The following is a 25,774-nucleotide window of genomic DNA, read 5'->3' on the forward strand; positions in this document are numbered from 1 at the left end:
TCTCCTTCATGTTCGTTGCGCCGATCCTGTACATCATCCACGCGATACTGGCTGGTCTGGCATTCCCAATCTGTATTCTGCTGGGAATGCGCGACGGTACGTCGTTCTCACACGGCCTGATCGACTTCATCGTACTGTCTGGTAACAGCAGCAAACTGTGGCTGTTCCCGATTGTCGGTATTGGTTATGCGATTGTTTACTACACCATCTTCCGTGTGCTGATTAAAGCTCTGGATCTGAAAACGCCGGGCCGTGAAGACGCAACTGAAGATGCGAAAGCTACCGGCACCAGCGAAATGGCACCGGCTCTGGTTGCCGCATTTGGTGGTAAAGAAAACATCACTAACCTCGATGCATGTATTACTCGTCTGCGCGTCAGCGTTGCTGATGTGTCCAAAGTGGATCAGGCTGGCCTGAAGAAACTGGGCGCAGCGGGCGTAGTGGTTGCTGGTTCTGGTGTTCAGGCAATTTTCGGTACTAAATCCGATAACCTGAAAACCGAGATGGATGAGTACATCCGCAACAACTAATCAGTAAAATGTTGGGGAGACTAAGGCAGCCGGATGGCTGCCTTTTTTACAGGTGTTAATCAGAACTGATACGTGCCGGTAATACTAAAATTACGTGGTGCGCCGTAGACGACAGAACCTTCCACGTTAGTGTCATCGGTTTTATCGAACAGATTATTGACGTTACCCTGCAGCGAGAAGTTTTTTGTCACCTGGTAGCGGGTGAACAGATCCACCAGCGCGTAGCTACCTTGCTCGACGCGGAAGGTGCCATACGGTGTCACGGTGTCGGTATACACGCGATTTTGCCAGTTAACACCACCGCCGACCGTCAACTCTGGCATGACAGGCAACCGATAGCTGGTAAACATTTTAACCGTGGTACGCGGCAGATTCGGGTTAACGGCATTCCCTTCGTTATCTTCCGCCAGATAGCGCGTTGCGCCAAACGTCAGTTGCCAGTTGTCGGTAATTGCGCCGTTAAGTTCAAATTCCACGCCTTTACTTACTGTCCCATCCACCGCTTTATAGGCGGTTTCGCCGTTACTGCCGGGGATAGGCATTCCGGTGGACTGGGCGACATTATCCTGCTCAATACGGAAGATGGCTAACGTGGTGGTCAGACGGCTATTCATCCAGTCTGATTTCAGACCCAGTTCGTAGTTGTTACCGGTGATCGGCGCCAGATATTTACCCGAACTGTCACGATCATTTTGTGGCTGGAAAATAGAGGTATAGCTGGCGTAGGTCGACCAGTTGTCATTGATGTCAAACACCAGACCAGCATAAGGCGTGGTGTGGTTTTTCTCCATGCTGTAAGTCAGCGTATCAACCCGCCAGTTGGTATAACGTGCGCCGAGGATCAGATGCAGCGGATCGGCAAGGGTGACGCGGGTGGCGGCATACAACGATTTCATGTGTGTGGTATCGTCTTGTGCCAGGCTTTGCGGTGCCCAGTTGGTCTGCGGGAAGTTACTGTTGAAGTTGTAGAAACTGCCAATTTCATTGGGGAAAACGTTGGCCCAGGAGCTGAAATAGCGGTTGTTTTGTTTACTGTAGCTACCGCCGAGCATCAGATTGTGCTGGCGACCAAACACTTCATAACTACCGTCGGCAAACAGATCCAGCGCGTCAACTTTACGTTTGCCACTGTTCCAGCCAGTGCCGCCCACATAATCAAATCCGGGGCCATAGCTGCCATATGGTCCCACCAGCGTTCCATCTGCTTTATTTACGTAGGCGTCGACATACATCATTTTGCTATCAAATTCGACTTCGGAATGGGTGGCATTCAGCGTTGCCTGCCAGGTATCGGCAAATCGTTGCTTCAGTGACAGAAAGACTTTGTTGATCTCTTTGTCGTTATACGCCCAGTCAGGCGCGGTGCTGCGGGCGCGATCGTAACTGTTGCTGCTGCCATCGGTATTCCAGCGTGGCAGGCCACCCCAGGTTGGGCTATTAACATCAATACGTTGATATTCATAACCGGCAGAAAGCGTGGTCAGCTCGCCCAAATCAGCATCTACAATGCCGGAGAAGAAAGTTTTTTCGCTGTTGTAGCGATCCAGCCATAAATCGTTGTTCTGATAGCCGCCGACAATTCGCGCGCGGACTTTACCATCTTCCGTGAGCGGACTTTGTAAATCCGCCACATACCGTTCTTTGTTCCAGCTTCCGTATTCCGCCGAGACATCGCCTTTAAATTCACGGCTGGTGGCATGTTTGCGAACCATATTAATCGCTGCAGAAGGATTGCCAGTACCGGTCATTAGCCCGGTCGCGCCACGCACCACTTCTACACGCTCGAACAACGCCATATCAGTGAGTGCATCGCCCAGATTCCAGCGTGATTCAAAATAGGTGGGAATACCATCGACCATATAGTTATCGATCTGGAATCCACGCGAATAATAGAGGGTACGGTCAGAGTCAGCCTGGCTTTTGCTAATCCCGAGGGTATTTTCCATCACTTCGCCCAGCGTTTGCAGTTGTTGATCTTCCATTCGCTGCTGGCTGACAATAGTGACCGACTGTGGAATATCACGTTGGGTCATCTGCATTTTAGTACCTACAGAGGTAGACGTTACGCTGTAATCATTTTCGTCATCAACTGGAGCATTGGTTGCTCCCTCAACAATCACCGTTTCTTCGGCGGTTGGCACGGCCAGAGTGGAGGAAGGAAATAAGGCCAGAGCAATGCAGGCTGCGAGCAGCGACGGCGTGGCTGCGGCTTGATGCTGATTATCCCTGTTAAATTGTGTCGAAAGCATCTGAAATCTCTTGATTTATGTTGTAGTCAGGCTCATTCCAGAGGAAGGTGATGAGCGTTTATATTTAGCGCGCTAATAATTCTTCATGGTAATGCAAATGAGAAATATACGCATTCATATTTAACATGTAAACCAAAGAGAAAGTGTGTTTTCGGTTCATTCATAGGCATAAAGGGGAATAATGGCGATGTATGCGGCAGTAAAACGGTTTTTTGCTTAATAAATCGTGGGTTAAGGTTGAAAGAGCGGGTTTAACTCGACCATACTCTATACTCGCAGTGTGGCGCGGCGTAGCATGGCGCAACGCATGGCTATTTAAAAAAGGAAAATGTCGTGGCAGAAGAAACTATTTTCAGCAAAATTATTCGTCGTGAGATCCCCTCCGATATCGTCTACCAGGATGATCTGGTAACGGCGTTTCGCGATATTTCGCCGCAAGCGCCAACGCATATTCTCATCATTCCTAATATCCTGATTCCTACCGTGAACGACGTCTCTGCCGAGCATGAGCAGGCGCTGGGACGCATGATCACCGTAGCGGCAAAAATTGCTGAGCAAGAAGGCATTGCCGAAGATGGCTATCGTCTGATCATGAACACCAACCGCCATGGCGGGCAAGAGGTGTACCACATCCATATGCACTTGCTGGGTGGCCGTCCTCTTGGCCCAATGCTGGCGCATAAAGGTCTGTAACGATGAGAAAAGGATGCTTTGGGCTGGTGTCTCTGGCGTTGTTATTGCTGGTGGGGTGTCGTTCACATCCGGAAATTCCGGTGAATGAAGAACAGTCGCTGGTGATGGAGTCATCTCTTCTGGCTGCGGGCATCAGTGCAGAAAAGCCCGTTCTTTCAATGTCTGATATTCAGCCTTCAGCATCCTCGACGCTTTATAACGAAAGGCAAGAACCCGTTACCGTTCATTATCGTTTTTACTGGTATGACGCCAGAGGGCTGGAGATGCATCCTCTGGAAACGCCCCGCAGCGTTACCATTCCCGCACGTTCGGCGGTAACTCTGTACGGCAGCGCCAATTATCTGGGGGCGCACAAAGTCAGACTTTATCTATATTTGTAAGGGGTGAATCTTGATGACAAAAATGAGTCGCTACGCCTTAATCACCGCGCTGGCGATGTTTCTCGCCGGGTGTGTGGGGCCTCGAGAACCTGCACCGGTAGAAGAGGTGAAACCTGCGCCGGAGCAACCAGCCGAGCCGCAACAGCCAGTACCAACCGTGCCATCGGTGCCGACGATCCCGCAGCAGCCAGGGCCAATTGAGCACGAAGATCAAACTGCACCGCCTGCGCCGCATATTCGTCATTATGACTGGAACGGCGCAATGCAGCCGATGGTCAGTAAAATGCTTGGGGCTGATGGTGTGACCGCAGGCAGCGTTCTGCTGGTTGATAGCGTTAATAACCGTACTAACGGTTCGCTGAATGCCGGAGAAGCGACCGAAACGCTACGTAATGCGCTGGCCAATAACGGTAAATTTACACTCGTTTCTGCCCAACAGCTTTCAATGGCCAAACAGCAGTTAGGTTTGTCGCCGCAGGACAGTTTAGGCACTCGCAGTAAAGCGATTGGCATTGCCCGTAACGTCGGCGCTCATTATGTGCTGTACTCCAGTGCCTCTGGTAACGTCAACGCACCGACCCTGCAAATGCAACTCATGCTGGTGCAGACGGGTGAAATTATCTGGTCAGGTAAAGGTGCCGTTCAGCAACAATAATCCCATCACGCGCGACGAATTATTGTCGCGCTATTTCCCGCAGTATCATCCCGTCGCGACGTTTAATCATGGACTTAGCGGCGGGAGTTTTCTCATTGAACATCAGGATCTGCGTTTCGTTGTGCGTCAGACTCACGATCCTGATGCACCGCAGTCCGTGTTTCTGCGCCAGTATCGGGCGTTATCACGATTGCCGGCATACCTTGCACCGAAGCCACATCTCTATCTCCGTGGCTGGATGGTGGTCGACTATTTGCCCGGTGAGGTAAAAACGCAATTGCCGGATACCGACGAACTGGCAGGCTTGCTGTATTATCTGCATCAACAACCGCGTTTTGGCTGGCGAATAACCCTGCTACCGTTACTGGAACGGTACTGGCAGCGAAGCGATCCAGCGCGGCGGACAGCGGATTGGCTGCGACTATTAAAACGTCTGCGCAAAATACGGGAACCACAGCCATTACGCTTAAGCCCATTGCATATGGATGTTCATGCCGGAAACTTAGTGCATAGTGAGTCAGGGTTAAAACTCATTGACTGGGAGTATGCCGGTGATGGCGATATCGCGCTGGAACTGGCGGCGGTGTGGGTGGAAAATACTCACCAGCATCGGCAATTGGTCAATGACTATGCCGCGCGGGCGAAGATTAATCCGGCGCAATTATGGCGTCAGGTCAGGCGCTGGTTTCCCTGGTTGCTGATGCTCAAAGCAGGGTGGTTTGAGTACCGTTGGCAACAAACCGGCGATCAACAATTTATCAGGCTTGCCGATGACACCTGGCGGCAGCTATCAATAAAACAATAAGGAGAGCAGTGTGGGGCCAGTAATGTTGGATGTTGAAGGTTACGAACTGGACGCGGAAGAGCGTGAAATACTGGCGCACCCGCTGGTGGGAGGGCTGATTCTCTTTACGCGTAACTATCATGATCCTGCGCAATTACGCGAACTGGTGCGCCAAATCCGCACAGCTTCGCGCAATCATCTGGTGGTGGCGGTGGATCAGGAAGGTGGGCGAGTGCAGCGTTTTCGTGAAGGTTTTACCCGCTTGCCAGCGGCGCAATCATTCGCTGCGCTGTTGGGAATGGAAGAAGGCGGCAAACTGGCGCAAGAGGCAGGCTGGTTGATGGCCAGCGAAATGATCGCCATGGATATTGATATCAGCTTTGCACCCGTGCTGGACGTAGGGCACATTAGCGCGGCGATTGGCGAGCGTTCTTACCATGCCGATCCCGAAAAAGCCCTCGCAATCGCCAGCCAGTTTATTGATGGTATGCATGAAGCCGGAATGAAAAGCACCGGTAAACATTTTCCTGGCCACGGTGCAGTAACGGCAGATTCGCACAAAGAGACACCGTGCGACCCACGTCCGCAAGCGGAAATTCGCGCCAAAGATATGTCGGTCTTCAGTACGTTAATTCGCGAAAATAAACTCGACGCCATTATGCCTGCGCATGTGATCTACAGCGATGTTGATCCGCGTCCGGCTAGCGGTTCTCCCTACTGGTTGAAAACTGTTTTACGTCAGGAGCTGGGGTTTGACGGCGTGATTTTCTCAGACGATTTATCGATGGAAGGTGCCGCGATTATGGGCAGTTATGCCGAACGTGGGCAGGCATCACTGGATGCGGGTTGCGATATGATCCTGGTCTGCAATAATCGTAAAGGGGCCGTCAGCGTGTTAGATAATCTGTCACCGATCAAGGCAGAGCGTGTTACACGTTTGTATCATAAAGGTTCATTTTCGCGACAGGAGCTGATGGACTCGGCTCGCTGGAAAGAGATCAGCGCCCGTCTGAATCAGTTACATGAACGCTGGCAGGAAGAGAAAGCAGGTCACTAACCCTGGCTTATGTGAGGAAGCGATGATTATCTATTTACACGGTTTTGACTCTAACAGTCCGGGTAACCACGAGAAAGTTTTACAATTGCAGTTTATTGACCCGGATGTGCGCTTGATAAGCTACAGCACTCTGCATCCGAAACACGATATGCAGCATCTGCTCAAAGAAGTAGACAAAATGCTGCAACTGAACGTCGACGAGCGCCCGCTAATTTGCGGCGTTGGTCTGGGCGGATACTGGGCGGAACGGATTGGTTTTCTCTGTGATATCCGCCAGGTGATCTTCAACCCTAATTTGTTCCCTTACGAGAACATGGAAGGGAAGATTGATCGCCCGGAAGAGTACGCCGACATCGCGACTAAATGTGTGACTAACTTCCGCGAGAAGAATCGCGATCGTTGTCTGGTGATATTGTCGCGTAATGATGAGGCGCTTAATAGTCAGCGGACATCTGAAGAGTTGCATCATTATTACGAGATTGTCTGGGACGAAGATCAGACGCACAAATTCAAAAATATCTCTCCGCATTTGCAGCGCATTAAGGCGTTCAAAACCCTCGGTTAAAGCTATCCTCGGTCGCATCAGGTAACCTTGCCTATATCTGATGCGCCCCGGATTCTGTAGGTTGGATGAAGCGTCCACGCCACATCCGACAGCCGTGTACCAATGCCTGATGCGATGCTGCGCATCTTATCAGGCCCACCAACTGCCCTCTATATACGCCTCACTCTCCCGAGTCCGCTTAAATAATAAACAATAAACTCTGTTTTTTGATCTCACCCGGTAAAGTCGCCTATCTTTTCAGCAACAAAACTTGATTAACATCAATTTTGGTATGACCAATGCACCATTCATGTTATTCTCAATAGCGAAGAACATTTTCATTGCTGTAACCTGCTGTTAATTAAGGGCTATGCATGTAACCATTAATTAACAATTGGTTAATAAATTTAAGGGGGTCACGTTGACTACGCCATTGAAAAAAATTGTGATTGTCGGCGGCGGTGCTGGTGGGCTGGAAATGGCGACACAGCTTGGACATAAGCTGGGACGTAAGAAAAAAGCCAAAATTACGCTGGTCGATCGTAACCACAGCCACCTGTGGAAACCGCTGCTGCACGAAGTGGCGACTGGCTCGCTTGATGAAGGCGTCGATGCACTGAGCTACCTGGCTCATGCGCGTAATCATGGTTTTCAGTTCCAGCTGGGTTCCGTAATTGATATTGATCGTGAAGCGAAAACAATCACTATTGCAGAACTGCGCGACGAAAAAGGTGAACTGCTGGTTCCGGAACGTAAAATCGCCTATGACACGCTGGTGATGGCGCTGGGCAGCACCTCTAACGATTTCAATACGCCGGGTGTAAAAGAGAACTGTATTTTCCTCGATAACCCGCATCAGGCGCGTCGTTTCCATCAGGAGATGCTGAATCTGTTCCTGAAATACTCCGCCAACCTGGGCGCGAATGGCAAAGTGAATATTGCGATTGTTGGCGGCGGCGCGACGGGTGTAGAACTCTCCGCTGAATTGCACAACGCCGTCAAGCAACTGCACAGCTACGGTTACAAAGGCCTGACCAACGAAGCGTTGAACGTAACGCTGGTAGAAGCGGGCGAACGTATTTTGCCTGCGCTGCCGCCACGTATCTCTGCTGCCGCCCACAATGAGTTAACGAAACTGGGCGTTCGCGTGCTGACGCAAACCATGGTCACCAGCGCCGATGAAGGGGGGCTGCACACTAAAGATGGCGAATATATTGAGGCTGATCTGATGGTGTGGGCTGCCGGGATCAAAGCGCCAGATTTCCTGAAGGATATTGGTGGGCTGGAGACCAACCGTATCAACCAGCTGGTGGTGGAACCGACGCTGCAAACCACGCGCGATCCAGACATTTATGCTATTGGCGACTGTGCGTCATGCCCGCGTCCGGAAGGGGGTTTTGTTCCGCCGCGCGCTCAGGCCGCACACCAGATGGCTACCTGCGCAATGAACAATATTCTGGCGCAGATGAATGGCAAACCGCTGAAAAATTATCAGTATAAAGATCACGGTTCGCTGGTATCGCTGTCGAACTTCTCTACCGTCGGTAGCCTGATGGGTAACCTGACGCGCGGCTCAATGATGATTGAAGGACGTATTGCGCGCTTTGTGTATATCTCGCTGTACCGAATGCATCAGATTGCGCTACATGGTTACTTTAAAACCGGATTAATGATGCTGGTGGGGAGTATCAACCGCGTTATCCGTCCGCGTTTGAAACTGCATTAATCAACTTGTACTGGCGGATGCGGCGTAAATGCCTTATCCGCCCAGGATAAATAGTATGAGCGGCAGGCCTGATAAGACGCGTTAAGCGTCGCATCAGGCATTCCCTCAGACTCCTCCGAATCCTTAAGTATTTCCTGCCATTCCTGCGCTTTTCATCTTCTGTCTGATGGTTGTTTCACCCCTTCGCTTGCATGATTAACATAACTGCAAAGAAGGAGGTGTTCCCGTGAATAAATCAATGTTGGCGGGTATCGGGATTGGTGTCGCGGCTGCGCTGGGCGTAGCGGCAGTGGCCAGCCTGAACGTGTTTGAACGTGGCCCGCAATACGCTCAGGTTGTTTCTGCAATCCCAATCAAGGAAACGGTTAAAACACCGCGCCAGGAGTGCCGCAATGTCACAGTGACTCATCGCCGACCGGTGCAGGATGAAAATCGCATTGCGGGTTCGGTTCTGGGCGCTGTGGCTGGTGGGGTGATAGGGCATCAGTTTGGCGGTGGTCGCGGTAAGGATGTTGCTACAGTCGTCGGGGCGCTTGGTGGTGGATATGCTGGTAACCAGATTCAGGGCTCTCTCCAGGAACGTGATACTTACACCACCACCCAACAGCGTTGTAAAACGGTGTATGACAAGTCAGAAAAAATGCTCGGCTATGACGTGACCTATAAGATTGGCGATCAGCAGGGCAAAATCCGTATGGACCGCGATCCGGGTACACAAATCCAATTAGATAACAACGGACAACTGGTTCTGAATAACAAAGTATAACAAGGCTGTACTCTGCAATTTAGCCCCTCATTCGCTCAGGCTGAGGGGCTTTTTTTGCGCTTTATTTCACCAGTTCCGGCCATAAACGCAAAGTGGTTCGGGCAATCTGCATCAGTTTTTCCAGCGATGCGCCTTCGCGGGCGCTGATCGACATCCCCTGAATAATACAGTTAAGGAATTCCGCCAGATGCGTTACGTCACAGTGGGCAGGGATTTCCCCGCGCGCCTGGCGTTGACATAAAAACTGATACAAGGTGCGTTCTTGCATCGCGTGGCGTGATTTCAACGTATTGGCGATATCTCCTGAATCCGGGGAGAGCGTGGTGCAGTTGTTGATCATAAAGCAGCCAGCAGGGGTGTCTTTGCTGGTAAAGCAGTTGGCGATGGCAGCGAAATAGTCAGTCAGCGCAGACTCCACACTTTTCTCTTCACAAAACAGTTGTGCTTCGTGCTTTGCGGCAAAACGGTCGATATAGCGATCAAGTACGGCGCGGAATAATCCCTCTTTATTGGTGAACTCCGCATATAGCGTTGGCGCTTTGGCTCCGGTCGCTTCGACGAGATCGGCAAGAGAAGTGGCTTCATAACCATGCTGCCAGAACAACTTCATGGCCTTATCAAGCGCGGCTTCCCTGTCGAACACTTTTGGGCGACCACGGCTTTTTTTTACACAATGTGTTGAGTCAGTTGCCATGATGCCGTTGTACCTTGTAGCTGTGAATGAACGGTTATTATAAAAATAATCACTTCCGTTCACCAGTCCAGAAGACAGAAAAATAAATTTCCTCTATTTAACTGAAATTTAAAGGGTTTTAATTTAATTAATGATTGTTATAAAAAACATCTTGTATGTGATCAAGATCACATCTATCATTTAGTTATCGATCGTTAAGTAATTGCTTGCGACGCTATTCATCTGCATAAGGTCACTATTATGAAAAATGTAAAAAACCTCATCGCTGCGGCGATTTTAAGCTCCATGTCATTTGCCAGCTTTGCGGCTGTCGAAGTTCAGGCAACACCAGAAGGTCAACAAAAAGTGGGCACTATCAGTGCTAACGCGGGGACAAATCTGGGATCGCTGGAAGAACAACTGGCACAAAAAGCAGATGAGATGGGCGCAAAATCTTTCCGTATTACTTCAGTAACCGGTCCGAATACCCTCCACGGAACGGCAGTAATTTATAAATAAGCATTAACCCTCATTAATGCCTGTTATTGCTGCTATTTCCCCGCAACACCCTGTGCTGCGGGGATTTTTTTGTCCGCGATTTACAGCGTTTGCTGATTCACTTGATGACGACGCACATCAACCGGCATTCCGGAACGCACGTCCATTACGTGCTGCATCACTTCGGCGTCAGTTTTCGCAGCATTTTTAAATGCCTGCATCGCACTGTTGAGCGTAATCGGCAACAATTGCGGATCGTCATCTATCTTCTCTGACAGCGGCTGGTGCACTTCCACCAGACGTGCGCCGTTTGGCTCGGCGGAGACTTTAATCGGCGTGTTGATAATGTTCACTTTGGTGCCGGGGCTGACCTGGCTGAAAAGTGTTTTGATATCGTCATCACGCAGACGAATACAGCCAGAACTTACCCGCATACCAATACCGAAATCGGCGTTCGTACCGTGAAGCAAATAGACACCGCCATAGGCCGCCAGACGAATCGCATGATGGCCCATCGGGTTATCCGGTCCTGCCGGAACGACTGGTGGAAGCTCAATCCCCTGGGCTTTATAACGGGCGCGGATGTTTGCAGTCGGCGTCCAGGTTGGGTTTGCACGCTTGTCCGAAACGGTAGTCACCATTGTCGGCGTCAGCGTGTCACCCCCCAACTGACCAATGCCGATGGGGTACACGGTCACTGAATTTTTGCCCGGTGGGTAGTAATAGAGACGCAACTCCGCAATGTTGATCACAATGCCTTCACGCGGCGCGTCTGGCAGTAAAGTTTGCAATGGAATGGTTAACACACTGCCTGCGCGCGGTACATACGGATCAATGCCGGGATTAGCCTGTAACAGAGCGAGGAAACCGACGTTATATTTTTTGGCGATCGCTTCCAGCGAACCGCCGTCATTTTCCACCACATGAAATTTGTTTTCGCCCACCAGACGACTGCCCGCAGGCGGCAGCGGCCAGGTGTTGGCTTTTGCCGGTAGCGTCAGCGCCACGGCAGCGGCGAACGTAAAAAACGTTAGCCAGCGAGAAAAACGCGTTTTGATCATCACCAAAAATCCATAATAAATATAAGGTTATTGTAATAAACAGATAAGCCTGAATTATGGATGGTGACAGTGTCGGATAGTGCAGGGAAGTGCAAAGAATTTGTAAATGTTGCAGATGGGGGCGCAGAAACGCCCCCGATTTACCATTAAGCGATCGCGTTCTCTTCCAGTTCACGCATAAACTGGCGTACCCATTCGATACGCGTTTTCCGCTCACTCAAATCCTGAATAAATTTCAGACGCGTCGGACCATCAAGGCGGTAATGCTGCGGCTGTTTTTGCAGCAAACCAATCAACCAGGCCGGATTAACGTGATTCTTCTCGGCAAATTCGATCACGCCGCCTTTCTCATTACCTTCCAGCTTCTTGATCCCCAGTTTCTGCGCTTGCTGGCGCAGACGGGCAATATCCAGCAGGGTACGCGCCGGATCCGGCAGCAGGCCGAAGCGATCGATAAGTTCGACTTTGATCTCTTCCAGCTCGCTTTCCGTTTTGGCGCTGGCAATACGTTTATAGAACGACAGACGGGTATTTACATCAGGAATGAAGTCATCCGGCAACAGCGACGGCATCCGCAGTTCGACTTCCGTTTGCTGGCTGGTGAGATCTTCGAGCGACGGCTCGCGTCCGGCTTTCAGTGCATCGACGGCGTTTTCCAGCAACTCCATATAAAGCGAGAAACCGATAGTTTCCATCGAGCCACTTTGTTCTTCGCCGAGCAGTTCACCGGCGCCGCGAATCTCCAGATCGTGCGTTGCCAGCGCAAAGCCCGCGCCAAGGTCTTCCAGAGAAGCAATCGCTTCGAGACGTTTTTGCGCATCGGTAGTCATCGCTTTCGGGTGCGGCGTCAGCAGCCATGCATATGCCTGGTGATGCGAACGTCCGACGCGGCCGCGCAACTGGTGTAGTTGCGCCAGACCGAAGTGATCTGCGCGTTCAATAATAATGGTGTTGGCGGTAGGGATGTCGATCCCGGTTTCGATAATTGTGGTACAAACCAGCACGTTAAAACGCTGATGATGGAAATCATTCATCACCCGTTCCAGTTCGCGCTCACGCATCTGCCCGTGACCGATGGCGATCCGCGCTTCTGGCACCAGTTCTGCCAGCCGTTCGGCGGCTTTCTGAATGTTTTCCACATCATTGTAGAGATAATAAACCTGTCCCCCGCGCAGAATTTCACGCAGGACAGCCTCTCTGACCACCAGACTGTCATACTCACGGACAAAGGTTTTAACTGCCAGACGACGAGCGGGCGGCGTGGCGATAATCGACAGATCGCGCATTCCGCTCATCGCCATATTCAGCGTTCGTGGGATCGGCGTTGCGGTAAGTGTCAGAATATCCACGTTCGCGCGCATCGCTTTAATGCGCTCTTTATGACGCACCCCGAAGCGGTGTTCTTCATCGACAATCAGCAGGCCTAAATCTTTAAACTTGACGTCACTTTGCAGCAGTTTGTGCGTACCGATCAGAATATCGATTTTCCCTTCCGCCACTTCCGTAAGGATTTGCGTCTGCTCTTTGGCGCTGCGGAAACGGGAGATCATTTCGATGCGTACCGGCCAGTTGGCGAAACGGTCGCGGAAGTTGTCGTAATGCTGCTGCGCGAGCAGAGTTGTTGGCACCAGCACCGCCACCTGCTTGTGGTTCTCTACCGCCAGGAAAGCGGCGCGCATCGCTACTTCTGTTTTACCAAAGCCAACATCGCCGCACACCAGACGATCCATTGCCAGCGGCTGACACATGTCGCTAAGCACCGCATTAATGGCCTGCGCCTGATCCGGCGTGGTTTCGAAGGGGAAGCTGTCGCAGAACAATTGATATTGCTCACGATCGTGTTTAAACGCGAAACCCTCTTTGGCGGCGCGTTGAGCGTAGATATCCAGCAATTCCGCCGCCACATCACGCACTTTTTCTGCCGCTTTCTGCCGAGCGCGTGACCACGCATCGCCGCCAAGTTTATGCAGCGGGGCATTTTCTTCCGCGCCACCCGCGTAACGGCTAATCAGATGCAGCGACGACACCGGAACATACAGTTTGGCGTCGTTGGCATAGGTGAGCATCAGATACTCGCCGGTAATGCCACCAGCTTCCAGCGTGGTCATTCCGGCATAGCGCCCGACACCGTGCTCCAGATGCACCACCGGCTGACCAATATGCAGTTCCGCGAGGTTGCGGATCAGTGTATCGGGGTTGATGGCGCGGCGAGAATCCTGACGACGACGGGCAACGCGTTCACCGAGCAGATCGCTTTCGCAAATCAGTGCCAGATTACGCACCGTATCGACAAAACCATGTTCGGCAGCGCCAATCATCAGATAACGCCCACGGTCGCTGGCCTCATCGAGGCGCATAATGCGTTGCGGAGCAATTTTAATACGGGCGAGCAGTTCACCGAGTGCTTCACGGCGACCTTCACTTTCTACCGAGAACACCACCGGGCCGTCGAAAGATTCAAGAAATTTACGCAGCGCATCCAGCGGGGCTTTTTGCTGCGCCTGAACGGCAAGGTCTGGCAGTTTCTGAAAGCCTAAATTGGCATTCGCTGCTTTTGTCGGTAAATGTTCATTTTTTAGCTGTACACGCGGCCAGTTTTTCAGCTCTGAGAACAGTTCATCGACCCGCAGCCAGAGCGATTGTGGCGGCAGTAGTGGACGCATCGGATCGACGCCGCGATTCTCAAAACGCGCCAGCGTGTCAGCCTGGAAACGTTCGGCACTGTTTTCCAGATCGCCAGTATTCACCAGCAGTGTATTTGCAGGGAAATAACTGAACAGTGGCGGCAACGGTTCGCTGAAGAACAGCGGTTGCCAGTACTCGATCCCGGCAGGCAATGTGCCTTTGCTCACTTGTTGATAAATATGTTCTGGATCGCGTTTTACTTCGAAAGAATCACGCCACTGACTGCGGAACAGTTCAATTGCCGCTTTATCGGTCGGAAATTCGTGTGCGGGCAGTAGGTTGATGGCTTCAACTTCCTCCAGCGTGCGCTGGCTATCGACATCAAATACTCGCAGGCTGTCGATTTCATCATCAAAGAAATCAAGACGATAAGGCAACTCACTCCCCATCGGGAAGAGATCCAACAACGCACCGCGCGTGGCGTATTCACCGTGCTCCATTACCTGATCAACATGGCGATAACCGGCGCTGTCCAGTTGGGTACGCAATGCATCTCGTGACAGGCGCTGACCTTTTTTCATCACCAGCGCATGACCGTGGAGAAAACTGTGCGGGCAAACGCGCTGCATAAGCGTATTCACCGGAACAATCAGTACACCACGCTGCATTGTTGGTAACTGGTAAAGAGTGGAAAGACGCGAGGAGATAATATCCTGATGAGGCGAAAAACTGTCGTAAGGGAGGGTTTCCCAGTCCGCCAGATTCATCACCATCTGGTCGGTGAACTGGCTGATTTCATCATGCAAACGCAGAGCATTTTGCATATCTGGTGCGATGAGCACCACCGGTCCGGCGTGACGTTCGGCAATTTCCGCTACCAGCGTCGCACAGGCAGCGCCGGTTAACTCGCCCAGCAGACGCTGTTCACCCGCTTTGACGGGCAGCGTATAACGATATTGTTCAGGCATAACGGTTGTCAGATTCTCGTTAGGATATGCCTCAACATATGGGGGCATATCTCTGATAAGCAATGCTGTTCATTATCCGGAATCGACATGGTTTAGCAAATTGAATCGCCCCGGCTGGGGCGATGGCTTAGCGAGAGTAACTGGTTGCAGGCAGAGAAGGCGGGGAGAACAACAGATCGCTGAATGCGCGTTGTGAAATTTTGCGTACCAACAAGCCAGCAACAGTACAAATCAACAAACTGACAAAGGGGTAAACCAGCAGGAGCGTCAGTTCGAGTTGCGGCGACCAGCGTGCTGCGTTCATTTGCGGAATCAGACTCAAGCTGAATATCTCTACCAGAATGCGATGGGTGGTGTAGATGGCAATGGTGTTGGAACCAATCACATTCAGCAGGCTGGAGGAGCGCATACCGAAACGCTGCTCGTACTGATAAAACAGCTTCATGATCACCACAATCGATACCAGCGACAGGAGTAGCGACACGTTAAACAACCAGGCACTGACCGCCAGAACGGCCAGCAGCGAAGACATCAGCAGATGGCGGCGCAACGGTACTTCTTTAACACAGGTCATTAATGTTGCGCCAAACCAAGCGCCAAGGCTGTAATAAGGCAAATTGCGGATCACACTGTTCATTCCCCACCACGGCGTGGGAACGAAATTAACAGCCACACTCATCAGTACAAACAGGGCGAATAATGGCAGCGCCTGGCGGTTAAAAATTTTACACACCACGAAATAGACAATTAAAGCATACAGATACCACAAGCTGGTGCTGGCGGTGATCATCCCGTGCAGGAACTCACCGGTGGAATCGGCATAAGCAGCATTTGAGGCATTGCTGTAATCGCGCTCAGGTGCCAGCCACTGATTCAGTGCGCTCAGCGCCAGCCACTGGACGATACCCCACAGCGCCAGCACCCAGAAGATGCTCCAGATCCGTTTATCGAGACAATTTCCCCACGGCACACTGTCGATATAGCGGCGAATCAAATAGCCGGAGATAAAGAAAAAAACCGGCATACGAAAGGGTGCAAGATAAAGATTGAAATAGATCCAGCATTTGCTCAGGACTTCCGATAACGGATGCTGAAAAGTGGTCATATGCGGATAAAAGGTAATGACCGAGTGATAAACCACCACCAGACAGATGCATAACCCTTTGATCTGGTTAATCCATAGTTCTTTTTGTTTCATCAGAACAACACGCTCTTTTATTAATTTACCAACAACTGATCCTGCTGGTTATTAACCGAGGTGTAATGGGTATCTGTCTGTATTAGATGATTTTTCAGATTAAGATCAGGCTGCAAGCCTGCTGGTAAAATATGGCAATTTAGCCGATTGATTTATGGATGCTTTTCAGATTAGCCCTGATGATCACTTACAGTTCAGGCGTTTACCCATCCTGCTTTCGCTTATATACTCGTGTCTTTGCTAACAGCAACCAGACGGATTTCATGTACCAACCTGTCGCTCTATTTATTGGCCTGCGTTACATGCGTGGGCGTGCAGCGGATCGCTTCGGTCGTTTCGTCTCCTGGCTTTCTACCATCGGCATTACCCTCGGGGTGATGGCGCTGGTCACAGTATTGTCAGTGATGAACGGCTTTGAGCGCGAGCTGCAAAACAACATCCTTGGCCTGATGCCACAGGCGATCCTCTCTTCGGAGCAGGGCTCTCTTAACCCGCAGAAACTCCCGGAATCGGCAGTCAAACTGGACGGCGTAAATCGCGTCGCGCCTATCACTACTGGTGATGTGGTGCTGCAAAGCGCACGCAGCGTGGCGGTAGGCGTCATGCTAGGTATCGATCCGGCGCAAAAAGATCCGCTAACCCCGTATCTGGTCAATGTGAAGCAAGCCAACCTCGAGCCGGGGAAATATAATGTCATCCTCGGTGAACAGCTTGCCTCACAGTTAGGTGTCAATCGCGGCGACCAAATCCGCGTGATGGTGCCTTCCGCCAGCCAGTTCACGCCGATGGGGCGTATTCCAAGTCAGCGTCTGTTCAATGTGATTGGCACTTTTGCCGCCAACAGTGAAGTCGACGGCTATGAAATGCTGGTGAATATTGAGGATGCCTCGCGTCTGATGCGTTATCCGGCAGGTAATATCACCGGCTGGCGTCTGTGGCTGGATGAGCCGCTGAAAGTGGATTCGTTAAGCCAGCAAAAACTGCCAGAAGGCAGTAAATGGCAGGACTGGCGCGACCGTAAAGGTGAGCTGTTCCAGGCCGTGCGTATGGAAAAAAATATGATGGGCTTGCTGCTGAGCCTGATTGTCGCCGTTGCGGCGTTTAACATTATTACCTCGCTGGGGCTGATGGTGATGGAGAAGCAGGGCGAAGTGGCGATTTTGCAAACGCAAGGTTTAACTCCGCGACAAATCATGATGGTCTTTATGGTACAGGGTGCCAGCGCCGGGATTATCGGTGCAATCCTCGGAGCGGCGCTTGGTGCGCTGCTTGCCAGCCAGTTGAATAATCTGATGCCGATAATCGGCGTCCTGCTTGATGGCGCGGCGCTGCCGGTCGCTATCGAACCTTTACAGGTCATTATTATTGCGCTGGTGGCGATGGCTATCGCGCTGCTTTCTACGCTTTACCCTTCCTGGCGCGCTGCCGCCACACAACCCGCTGAGGCTTTACGTTATGAATAAGATCCTGTTGCAATGCGACAACCTGTGCAAACGCTATCAGGAAGGCAGTGTGCAAACCGACGTGCTGCACAATGTCAGTTTCAGCGTGGGTGAAGGCGAAATGATGGCTATCGTCGGCAGCTCAGGTTCCGGTAAAAGTACCTTACTGCACCTGCTGGGCGGGCTGGATACGCCAACTTCCGGCGATGTGATTTTTAACGGTCAGCCGATGAGCAAACTGTCGTCGGCGGCAAAAGCAGAACTGCGCAACCAGAAGCTGGGCTTTATTTATCAGTTTCACCACCTGCTACCGGATTTTACCGCCCTGGAAAACGTAGCTATGCCGCTGCTGATTGGCAAGAAAAAGCCCGCTGAAATCAACAGTCGAGCGTTGGAAATGTTAAAAGCGGTGGGGCTGGAGCATCGCGCGAATCACCGTCCATCCGAACTTTCCGGCGGCGAACGTCAGCGTGTGGCGATTGCCCGTGCGCTGGTCAATAACCCGCGTCTGGTACTGGCAGATGAACCTACCGGTAACCTTGACGCACGTAACGCCGATAGCATCTTCCAGTTGCTTGGGGAGTTGAATCGCTTGCAGGGCACCGCCTTCCTGGTGGTTACTCACGACCTGCAACTGGCGAAACGTATGAGCCGCCAGTTAGAAATGCGTGATGGTCGTCTGACGGCGGAACTGAGCCTGATGGGGGCGGAGTAATGGCGATGCCTTTATCGTTATTAATTGGTCTGCGTTTTAGTCGCGGACGGCGGCGTGGCGGCATGGTGTCGCTGATCTCCGTCATTTCTACCATTGGCATTGCACTTGGCGTGGCGGTATTGATCGTCGGCTTAAGCGCGATGAACGGCTTTGAACGTGAACTGAATAACCGCATTCTGGCGGTAGTACCGCATGGCGAAATTGAAGCAGTGGATCAGCCGTGGACTAACTGGCAGGAAGCACTGGATAACGTGCAAAAAGTGCCAGGTATTGCCGCTGCTGCGCCGTATATCAATTTCACGGGGCTGGTGGAAAGCGGAGCAAATCTGCGCGCGCTTCAGGTTAAAGGGGTTGATCCGCAACAGGAACAGCGCCTAAGTGCGCTGCCCTCGTTTGTTCAGGGTGATGCCTGGAACAATTTTAAAGCCGGTGAGCAGCAGATTATTATCGGCAAAGGCGTAGCGGATGCGTTAAAAGTGAAGCAGGGCGATTGGGTGTCGATCATGATCCCAAATTCGAATCCCGAGCATAAACTGATGCAGCCAAAACGTGTGCGCTTGCAAATTGCCGGAATTTTGCAGCTGAGCGGTCAACTCGATCACAGTTTTGCCATGATCCCGCTGGCGGATGCCCAACAATATCTTGATATGGGTTCCAGTGTGTCAGGTATTGCCCTTAAAATGACGGATGTATTTAACGCCAACAAACTGGTGCGTGACGCGGGCGAAGTGACCAATAGCTATGTTTATATCAAGAGCTGGATCGGCACTTACGGCTATATGTATCGTGATATCCAGATGATCCGCGCCATTATGTATCTGGCGATGGTACTGGTGATTGGCGTAGCCTGTTTCAACATCGTCTCCACTTTAGTGATGGCGGTAAAAGACAAGAGTGGCGATATCGCAGTATTAAGAACGCTGGGCGCGAAAGACGGTTTAATTCGCGCCATTTTTGTCTGGTATGGATTACTGGCAGGGTTGTTCGGCAGCTTGTGTGGTGTGATTATCGGCGTAGTGGTTTCGCTGCAACTTACTCCGATCATCGAGTGGATTGAAAAGCTGATCGGTCATCAGTTCCTCTCCAGCGATATCTATTTTATTGACTTCCTGCCATCGGAATTGCACTGGCTGGATGTCTTCTACGTACTGGTCACAGCATTGTTGCTGAGTCTTTTGGCAAGTTGGTATCCGGCGCGGCGCGCCAGCAATATTGACCCTGCGCGAGTCCTTAGCGGCCAGTAAAGGCAGTACATTAAAACAAGGAGCGGCAATGTATTACGGGTTTGATATTGGTGGAACAAAAATTGCGCTTGGCGTATTTGATCGCAGTCGGCAATTGCAGTGGGAAAAGCGGGTGCCGACACCGCGTGACAGCTATGACGCATTTTTAGATGCAGTGTGCGAGCTGGTCGTCGAAGCCGATCAGCGTTTTGGCTGTAAAGGTTCTGTCGGCATCGGTATTCCGGGAATGCCGGAAACAGAAGATGGCACGCTGTATGCCGCCAATGTCCCCGCTGCCAGCGGTAAACCGCTGCGTGCCGACCTGAGCGCACGTCTTGAGCGCGATGTGCGACTTGATAATGACGCGAACTGTTTTGCCCTTTCTGAAGCCTGGGATGATGAATTTACCCAATATCCGCTGGTGATGGGGTTAATTCTCGGCACTGGCGTTGGCGGTGGACTGGTGTTTAACGGTAAAGCGGTGACGGGTAAAAGCTATATTACCGGCGAGTTTGGTCATATGCGTCTGCCGGTCGATGCGTTAACCATGATGGGGCTTGATTTCCCATTACGCCGCTGCGGCTGTGGTCAGCATGGCTGCATTGAAAATTATCTGTCTGGTCGCGGTTTTGCGTGGCTGTATCAACACTATTATCATCAACCGTTGCAGGCTCCCGAAATTATTGCGCTTTATGATCAAGGCGATGAGCAGGCAAGGGCGCATGTTGAGCGTTATCTGGATCTATTAGCGGTTTGTCTGGGAAACATCCTGACCATTATTGACCCTGATCTGGTGGTCATTGGCGGTGGTTTATCCAATTTCCCGGCAATCACAACGCAACTGGCGGACAGGCTGCCTCGTCATCTCTTACCTGTAGCTCGTGTTCCGCGCATTGAACGCGCGCGCCACGGTGATGCAGGCGGAATGCGTGGAGCTGCCTTCCTACATCTAACCGATTAAACAACAGAGGTTGCTATGCTGTCGCGTCGGGGTCATCGGTTAAGTCGTTTTCGTAAAAATAAACGCCGCCTGCGCGAGCGTTTACGTCAGCGTATTTTTTTCAGAGATAAAGTGGTGTCGGAAGCAATGGAAAAACCAAGAGTACTCGTACTGACAGGGGCTGGTATTTCTGCGGAATCAGGTATTCGTACCTTTCGCGCCGCAGATGGCCTGTGGGAAGAACATCGTGTTGAAGATGTTGCGACGCCAGAGGGCTTTGATCGCGACCCTGAACTGGTGCAAGCGTTTTATAACGCTCGTCGCCGACAGTTACAGCAGCCAGAAATACAGCCTAACGCCGCGCATCTTGCGCTGGCTAAACTGCAAGATGCCCTCGGCGACCGCTTTTTGCTGGTGACGCAGAATATCGATAACCTGCATGAACGCGCAGGCAATACCAATGTGATTCATATGCATGGAGAATTGCTGAAAGTACGTTGTTCGCAAAGCGGGCTGGTTCTCGACTGGACTGGTGATGTTACGCCAGAAGATAAATGTCATTGCTGCCAGTTTCCGGCTCCGCTGCGCCCGCACGTGGTGTGGTTTGGCGAAATGCCGCTTGGCATGGATGAAATTTATATGGCACTGGCGATGGCGGATATTTTCATTGCCATTGGCACATCCGGGCATGTTTATCCGGCGGCCGGTTTTGTTCATGAAGCAAAATTGCATGGCGCGCACACCGTGGAACTCAATCTTGAGCCGAGCCAGGTTGGTAACGAATTTGCCGAGAAATATTACGGCCCGGCAAGCCAGGTGGTGCCAGAGTTTGTTGAAAAGTTGCTGAAGGGATTATAAATCAGGAGTAATTGCCTGATGCGCTACGCTTATCAGGCCTACGATAGGGCGCAATTAATTGAATTTGCGGGTTTTGTAGGCCTGATAAGGCGTTAACGCCGCATCCGGCATAATACACGCGCACTTTATCGGCCTCTTTTAACTTTTACTCGTATGAATTTTTTCATGGGCGGGACTTCCTGTTCCTGCGTGATTTTTTAGAGGAGGGGACCATGATTATCAGACCGATACCACCGAAAATAATGCCTGCTATGCCAACAAAGCCCCATTCAAAAAAATTAACCCAGGGATTGTTTATTTCGGCTTCTTCTGGATGCCCTGGCGGATAATAGACATTGACTTTGTCACCTTCGCTATCTTCATAAAAATCACTACCAATATTTGAATTAAAAATTAGCGTGTAATCTGGTGTAGGGCGAAAGGCAACCACTGGATACCAGGAACCATTATCACCGACGTCGTTTGAATGATTGTTGTACCAGACGGCATCAACAATGACCCCTTCGGTATGCATCGCATTTTTGGTATAGGTGAACTGGTTGTAAAATATAACAACAGAAATAACGAGCAGTACCAAACCAATACCGACGAAAGAGCGGGATAAAACGGTACTGTCCTGACTCATATGTCACATCCTTGCTAAATAAAAAACGGGCGGTAATACCTCCGCCCGTTTGCTGAATTAACGTCCTGCTTTCAGCTTCTGATAATACTCTTCATAAATGCTGCTGGCTGCGCCAACGTCATTCTGCCATTCACCATTTTTAATAGTTTCAGCATCCGGGTAGAGCGTTTTATCATTCGCCACTTCCGGGCTTAACAGCTTACGTGCCGCAAGGTTTGGCGTTGGATAACCGATAGTTTCCGCAACCTGTTTTGCCACATCCGGGCGAAGCAGGAAGTTGATCAGTTTCAGTGCGCCTTCTTTGTTTTTGGCATTTGCCGGGATCGCCAGGCTGTCCATCCAGAAAATGCCGCCTTCTTTCGGCCACACCACGTCAATTGGTGTACCCGCCTGGCGCGCAACGAAAGCAGAACCGTTCCAGATCATGCCGAGGTTAACTTCGCCTTCCATGTACGGGTTAGCCGGGTTATCGGAGTTAAACGCTGCCACGTTTGGCATCAGTTTTTTCAGCTCGTTATATGCAGCTTCAATCTCTTTCGGATCGGTGGTGTTACCGGAGTAGCCTAGCTTACGCAGTGCCATCTGGAATACTTCACGGGCATCATCGGTCAGCAGCAGGCTGCCTTTGTACTCAGGCTTCCAGAGATCGGCCCAGCTGGTAACAGACTTCGGATCCACCGCATCACCGTTAACGCCAATCGCCGTCGCACCCCAGATATACGGAATGGAGTAGTCATTATTCGGGTCAAACGGCTTGTTGAGCATGTCTGGATCGAGGTTGCTGAAGTTGCTTAACTTCGACTTATCGATCTTCTGGATCATCCCTTCTTTACGCATTTTATCGACGTAATAGGTTGAAGGAACCACCAGGTCATAGGCACCGTCTTTGTACGTTTTCAGTTTTGCGTACATGGTTTCATTCGACTCGTAAGTCGAATAGATAACCTTAATACCGGTTTCTTTGGTGAACTGTTCAAGCAGTCCTGGCGGCACGTACTCGGTCCAGTTGTAGAAATACAGCGTGTTGTTGTCATCGGCGTGAGCGGCGCTCATGCCCAGTGCCAGAGCACCCGCCGCGAGCAGGTGGCGTGACCATTTTTTCATTTAACGTCCCCTGTGTTACCTTTCGTTTTATCACGAGCAATAAGCTGGCTGGCAATTACCATTACCAGCGACAGCACCAGTAATATGGTTGCCAGCGCGTTAACTTCCGGCGATACGCCGACTTTGACCATCGAATAAATTTTTAACGGCAGAATTTCATAGCTCGGTCCGGTGACAAACGACGAAACTACCACATCGTCCATCGACAGGGTAAAGCTTAGCACCCAGCCCGCAGCCACAGCTGGCATTGCCAGTGGCAAAATGATTTTCCGTAGAATGGTAAATTCGCTGGCGCCGAGATCTTTCGCCGCTTCCAGCATCCGCACATCAAAACCTTTCAGGCGCGAATACACTGTCACCACCACAAATGGCAGGCAGAAGGTGATATGCGAGAACAGCAGCGACCAGAAGCCAAGCTGAATACCCAGCAGCATAAACAGCACCAGCAGCGAAATCGCCATCACGATATCTGGTGACATCATCACCACAAACAGCATTCCGCTAACGAACGGCTTACCACGAAAGCGATAACGGTACAGTGCAACTGCCGTCAGTGAACCGATAAGCGTAGCAAACGTCGCCGAAAACACCGCCATTGTTAGTGAATGCTGCGCTGCCTGTAACAGGCTGTCGTTGTTCATCAGCAGGCTATACCATTTGGTGGTAAAACCCTGCCAGTTGATGCCAAAGCGCGAGCTGTTAAAGGAGTTCACAATCAAAATAATGATTGGGATATACAGGTACGCGTAGATAGCGGTCATAAAACCGCCGCGAAGCAGTCGACCGATCATTCGAGTTCCACCTTCTTATTCATAAGGTGGAGCACTTTCAGGATTTTGAATTTATTCAATTTTTTCCTTTCTCCAAAATCTCTCCAAAACGTTTCCCCAAAACTAGGCCACGCATTTTACAACACTTTTTTCCTGAGATGGTGACGGATATTTCATATGGTGTTTGTCAAATAACCAACTTAACCCATTCCTGACCTCGAGTATCGTTATAGCGATCGGTGGTTGCCTGGATTTTATGTCCTAGTAATGTTTTTGTATCGATACCCTGTGCACGGTACAGCCGTTCTGATAGAGAGCGTTGTTCATGAAATGTTGGCGGTGTTTTTCCGGCTGGTGGAATTATTCCAGCCAGATCCCGCGCTTTGGCAAAGTAATCGCTCAGGTTGTCTTTACTCATTGGTTTTGGTTGTTTCTGGTGCCGACTATGAATCAGGTATGGACTCAATATTTTGTCCCTGCATCCATTAATCACTTCTTTTAGCGATATCCCGATGGCATCACAGCGTAGCGTAAGCGGTAACGCAAGACGCATTCCAGTTTTTCCCTGGGTAATATGCAGGTGATCGTTCCACACATCTGAAAAACGCATGTGGCAAATATCATCACGGCGCTGGCCAGTAACAATCGCAAGAAGCATTGCGTTACGGATAAAGTGTTTTTCAGGCGTTGCGTTGTAAATTTTTTGCCAGTCTTCCAGAGTGAGCCTGGCTCTGGTTACTTTAGGGATCGGTTTACGGGTAGCCTCCGGAGGATTCCATCCGGGAGGGACTTCCCCTGCATGCTGTGCTTCTTTATAAATATCAACCCATAATCCGCGATTTACTCTCGCTGTGCTGACCATGTCTTTATCCAGCCACTCGTCCAGTATTAATGCAAAGTCTCTTACTTCCAGTTCTTTCAATGGGTGGTTTCCCAGACGGGAAACCAGGAATGCAGCCATTCGCGCTTTTTCTTTGTGGGTTGTAGCTGCAATATCTCCATTTTTCAGCCGCGCGTCCTGTATTTTCAGATATCGATCAACCCATGCCTTTAATCTGATACCCCGACGTTTTGTTGCTGACGGGCTTTCATCAATTTTGCGCATGAAATATTCGGCTTCTGCTGCAGCTATTCGCTGATTGGCTGTGGAAGCGATTCTTTCAGCTTTGCCTTTGTCTGTTCCGAGTCCGTGAAATTTTCCAGTCACAGGGTTTTTATACTGGTAGTAAACTCTGCCAGTTCTGCGATCAAACTTTTCGTAAAGACCGGCTACGTCAGTGCTGTTTTTTCGTGGCCTCGGTGACATGAGTTAAAATCTCCTTCAGTGCATCATCATCGCCAGTATGAATTTCCGGCGCAATTCCCGTTTCACCAGGTCCAACAAATACTGCCCGGCGATCTATCAGCCAACGTCCACGAATTTTTTGTGGTCTTGGTACGATGTATCCAAGTTTTCCGTATTTCACCAGGGTAGTGTTTGTTATTGGGAGACTGAACCGTTTGGGTTTCCACTCATCGAGCGTTATCAGGTACTGTTCGCTCATGGTTATCACTCCGGAACGCGCCAGTTGCAGAATACCAACTACAACTGGCGACGGTTGAACATTAAAAATCAGTCTGATTCGGGATCAGTTTTTGTATCGTGGCTGTAACGTATTTCGCCTGGTGACGGGCATCATCCAGCGCATGG

The 25,774-nt window shown here is 50.8% G+C and carries 25 protein-coding genes and 1 pseudogene; 15 read left to right on the plus strand and 11 right to left on the minus strand.

All coding sequences use genetic code 11. From position 1 onward, the window contains the following. The coding region (locus EQY_RS0105495; RefSeq protein WP_000310323.1) for a glucose PTS transporter subunit EIIB at positions 1–530 on the plus strand (530 nt) is incomplete at its 5' end. Between the two features lie 59 nt (positions 531–589). Here EQY_RS0105495 and fhuE read toward each other — a convergent pair. Beyond that, entirely contained in the window at positions 590–2,779 is a 2,190-nt protein-coding gene (fhuE, locus tag EQY_RS0105500; protein WP_000953403.1) for a ferric-rhodotorulic acid/ferric-coprogen receptor FhuE, read from the minus strand. A gap of 333 nt (positions 2,780–3,112) precedes the next feature. Here fhuE and hinT point away from each other — a divergent pair, with 333 nt between their 5' ends. The 8 genes from hinT (at position 3,113) to EQY_RS0105540 (ending at position 9,384) form a co-directional block, all read left to right on the plus strand. Beyond that, the gene (gene hinT, locus EQY_RS0105505) at positions 3,113–3,472 is read left to right on the plus strand and encodes a purine nucleoside phosphoramidase (RefSeq protein WP_000807125.1); all 360 of its coding nucleotides are present in this window, start codon (positions 3,113–3,115) and stop codon (positions 3,470–3,472) included. A 2-nt stretch (positions 3,473–3,474) separates the two neighbouring features. Then, the gene (locus EQY_RS0105510) at positions 3,475–3,852 is read left to right on the plus strand and encodes a YcfL family putative periplasmic lipoprotein (RefSeq protein WP_001225287.1); all 378 of its coding nucleotides are present in this window, start codon (positions 3,475–3,477) and stop codon (positions 3,850–3,852) included. A gap of 13 nt (positions 3,853–3,865) precedes the next feature. Then, positions 3,866–4,507, plus strand: a complete 642-nt coding sequence (lpoB, locus tag EQY_RS0105515) for a penicillin-binding protein activator LpoB (RefSeq protein WP_000164436.1) — start codon at positions 3,866–3,868, stop codon at positions 4,505–4,507. Next, the gene (thiK, locus tag EQY_RS0105520) at positions 4,488–5,312 is read left to right on the plus strand and encodes a thiamine kinase (protein WP_001116778.1); all 825 of its coding nucleotides are present in this window, start codon (positions 4,488–4,490) and stop codon (positions 5,310–5,312) included. The genes lpoB and thiK overlap by 20 nt, the downstream gene beginning before the upstream one ends. A 10-nt stretch (positions 5,313–5,322) precedes the next feature. Further along, positions 5,323–6,348, plus strand: coding sequence for a beta-N-acetylhexosaminidase (gene nagZ, locus EQY_RS0105525; RefSeq protein WP_000529323.1), 1,026 nt, complete (start codon positions 5,323–5,325; stop codon positions 6,346–6,348). A gap of 22 nt (positions 6,349–6,370) precedes the next feature. Then, complete coding sequence (gene ycfP, locus EQY_RS0105530; protein WP_000587921.1) at positions 6,371–6,913, plus strand: alpha/beta hydrolase YcfP; 543 nt, start codon at positions 6,371–6,373, stop codon at positions 6,911–6,913. 400 nt (positions 6,914–7,313) lie between these two features. Continuing rightward, complete coding sequence (gene ndh, locus EQY_RS0105535; RefSeq protein WP_000211045.1) at positions 7,314–8,618, plus strand: NADH-quinone dehydrogenase; 1,305 nt, start codon at positions 7,314–7,316, stop codon at positions 8,616–8,618. Positions 8,619–8,844: 226 nt separating this feature from the next. After that, the gene (locus tag EQY_RS0105540) at positions 8,845–9,384 is read left to right on the plus strand and encodes a glycine zipper 2TM domain-containing protein (protein ID WP_024212421.1); all 540 of its coding nucleotides are present in this window, start codon (positions 8,845–8,847) and stop codon (positions 9,382–9,384) included. A 61-nt stretch (positions 9,385–9,445) separates the two neighbouring features. On the opposite strand, the gene comR is transcribed toward EQY_RS0105540, so the two are convergent. Further along, on the minus strand, positions 9,446–10,078 hold the full coding sequence (gene comR, locus EQY_RS0105545; protein WP_024212422.1) for a TetR family copper-responsive transcriptional repressor ComR: 633 nt from the start codon (positions 10,076–10,078) through the stop codon (positions 9,446–9,448). 240 nt (positions 10,079–10,318) lie between these two features. On the opposite strand from comR, the gene bhsA reads away from it, so the two are divergent. Next, positions 10,319–10,576, plus strand: a complete 258-nt coding sequence (bhsA, locus tag EQY_RS0105550; protein ID WP_000800131.1) for a multiple stress resistance protein BhsA — start codon at positions 10,319–10,321, stop codon at positions 10,574–10,576. Between the two features lie 80 nt (positions 10,577–10,656). Here bhsA and ldtC read toward each other — a convergent pair whose 3' ends face one another. From ldtC to EQY_RS0105565, 3 genes are all read right to left on the minus strand, one after another. After that, a complete protein-coding gene (gene ldtC / locus EQY_RS0105555; RefSeq protein WP_077629643.1) occupies positions 10,657–11,619 on the minus strand; it encodes a L,D-transpeptidase LdtC in 963 nt (320 codons plus the stop codon). A 143-nt stretch (positions 11,620–11,762) separates the two neighbouring features. Then, complete coding sequence (mfd, locus tag EQY_RS0105560; RefSeq protein ID WP_024212423.1) at positions 11,763–15,209, minus strand: transcription-repair coupling factor; 3,447 nt, start codon at positions 15,207–15,209, stop codon at positions 11,763–11,765. Between the two features lie 127 nt (positions 15,210–15,336). Next, a complete protein-coding gene (locus EQY_RS0105565) occupies positions 15,337–16,407 on the minus strand; it encodes an acyltransferase family protein (RefSeq protein ID WP_000810304.1) in 1,071 nt (356 codons plus the stop codon). Between the two features lie 263 nt (positions 16,408–16,670). Between EQY_RS0105565 and lolC the strand changes: the two genes are divergently transcribed. The 5 genes from lolC to cobB are packed head-to-tail and all read left to right on the plus strand — an operon-like array spanning position 16,671 to position 21,585. Continuing rightward, positions 16,671–17,870, plus strand: a complete 1,200-nt coding sequence (gene lolC / locus EQY_RS0105570) for a lipoprotein-releasing ABC transporter permease subunit LolC (protein ID WP_000284716.1) — start codon at positions 16,671–16,673, stop codon at positions 17,868–17,870. Further along, the gene (gene lolD / locus EQY_RS0105575; RefSeq protein WP_001033695.1) at positions 17,863–18,564 is read left to right on the plus strand and encodes a lipoprotein-releasing ABC transporter ATP-binding protein LolD; all 702 of its coding nucleotides are present in this window, start codon (positions 17,863–17,865) and stop codon (positions 18,562–18,564) included. The genes lolC and lolD overlap by 8 nt, the downstream gene beginning before the upstream one ends. Continuing rightward, positions 18,564–19,808, plus strand: coding sequence for a lipoprotein-releasing ABC transporter permease subunit LolE (gene lolE / locus EQY_RS0105580; protein WP_001251371.1), 1,245 nt, complete (start codon positions 18,564–18,566; stop codon positions 19,806–19,808). The genes lolD and lolE overlap by 1 nt, the downstream gene beginning before the upstream one ends. A 28-nt stretch (positions 19,809–19,836) precedes the next feature. Next, positions 19,837–20,748, plus strand: coding sequence for an N-acetylglucosamine kinase (nagK, locus tag EQY_RS0105585; protein ID WP_000291244.1), 912 nt, complete (start codon positions 19,837–19,839; stop codon positions 20,746–20,748). Between the two features lie 15 nt (positions 20,749–20,763). Next, positions 20,764–21,585, plus strand: coding sequence for a Sir2 family NAD+-dependent deacetylase (gene cobB / locus EQY_RS0105590; protein WP_000952751.1), 822 nt, complete (start codon positions 20,764–20,766; stop codon positions 21,583–21,585). Positions 21,586–21,748: 163 nt separating this feature from the next. Here cobB and EQY_RS0105595 read toward each other — a convergent pair whose 3' ends face one another. The 6 genes and pseudogenes from EQY_RS0105595 to EQY_RS27425 all read right to left on the minus strand — a co-directional run. Next, positions 21,749–22,210, minus strand: coding sequence for a DUF3592 domain-containing protein (locus EQY_RS0105595; RefSeq protein WP_000076384.1), 462 nt, complete (start codon positions 22,208–22,210; stop codon positions 21,749–21,751). A 57-nt stretch (positions 22,211–22,267) separates the two neighbouring features. Continuing rightward, the gene (gene potD, locus EQY_RS0105600) at positions 22,268–23,314 is read right to left on the minus strand and encodes a spermidine/putrescine ABC transporter substrate-binding protein PotD (RefSeq protein ID WP_000759309.1); all 1,047 of its coding nucleotides are present in this window, start codon (positions 23,312–23,314) and stop codon (positions 22,268–22,270) included. Then, positions 23,311–24,105 carry a spermidine/putrescine ABC transporter permease PotC gene (potC, locus tag EQY_RS0105605; protein ID WP_000580316.1) on the minus strand — a complete coding sequence of 265 codons (795 nt, stop codon included), beginning with the start codon at positions 24,103–24,105 and terminating at the stop codon, positions 23,311–23,313. Before potC ends, potD begins: the two co-directional genes overlap by 4 nt. A 166-nt stretch (positions 24,106–24,271) precedes the next feature. Next, the gene (locus tag EQY_RS0105610) at positions 24,272–25,390 is read right to left on the minus strand and encodes a phage integrase Arm DNA-binding domain-containing protein (RefSeq protein ID WP_010353640.1); all 1,119 of its coding nucleotides are present in this window, start codon (positions 25,388–25,390) and stop codon (positions 24,272–24,274) included. Continuing rightward, positions 25,359–25,628 carry an excisionase gene (locus EQY_RS0105615; RefSeq protein ID WP_000003742.1) on the minus strand — a complete coding sequence of 90 codons (270 nt, stop codon included), beginning with the start codon at positions 25,626–25,628 and terminating at the stop codon, positions 25,359–25,361. Before EQY_RS0105615 ends, EQY_RS0105610 begins: the two co-directional genes overlap by 32 nt. 61 nt (positions 25,629–25,689) lie before the next feature. After that, positions 25,690–25,774, minus strand: a pseudogene (locus tag EQY_RS27425) (3'-5' exonuclease); the annotation flags it as partial.

It is taken from the genome of Escherichia sp. TW14182, assembly GCF_000208525.1.
GTDB classification, from domain to species: domain Bacteria; phylum Pseudomonadota; class Gammaproteobacteria; order Enterobacterales; family Enterobacteriaceae; genus Escherichia; species Escherichia ruysiae.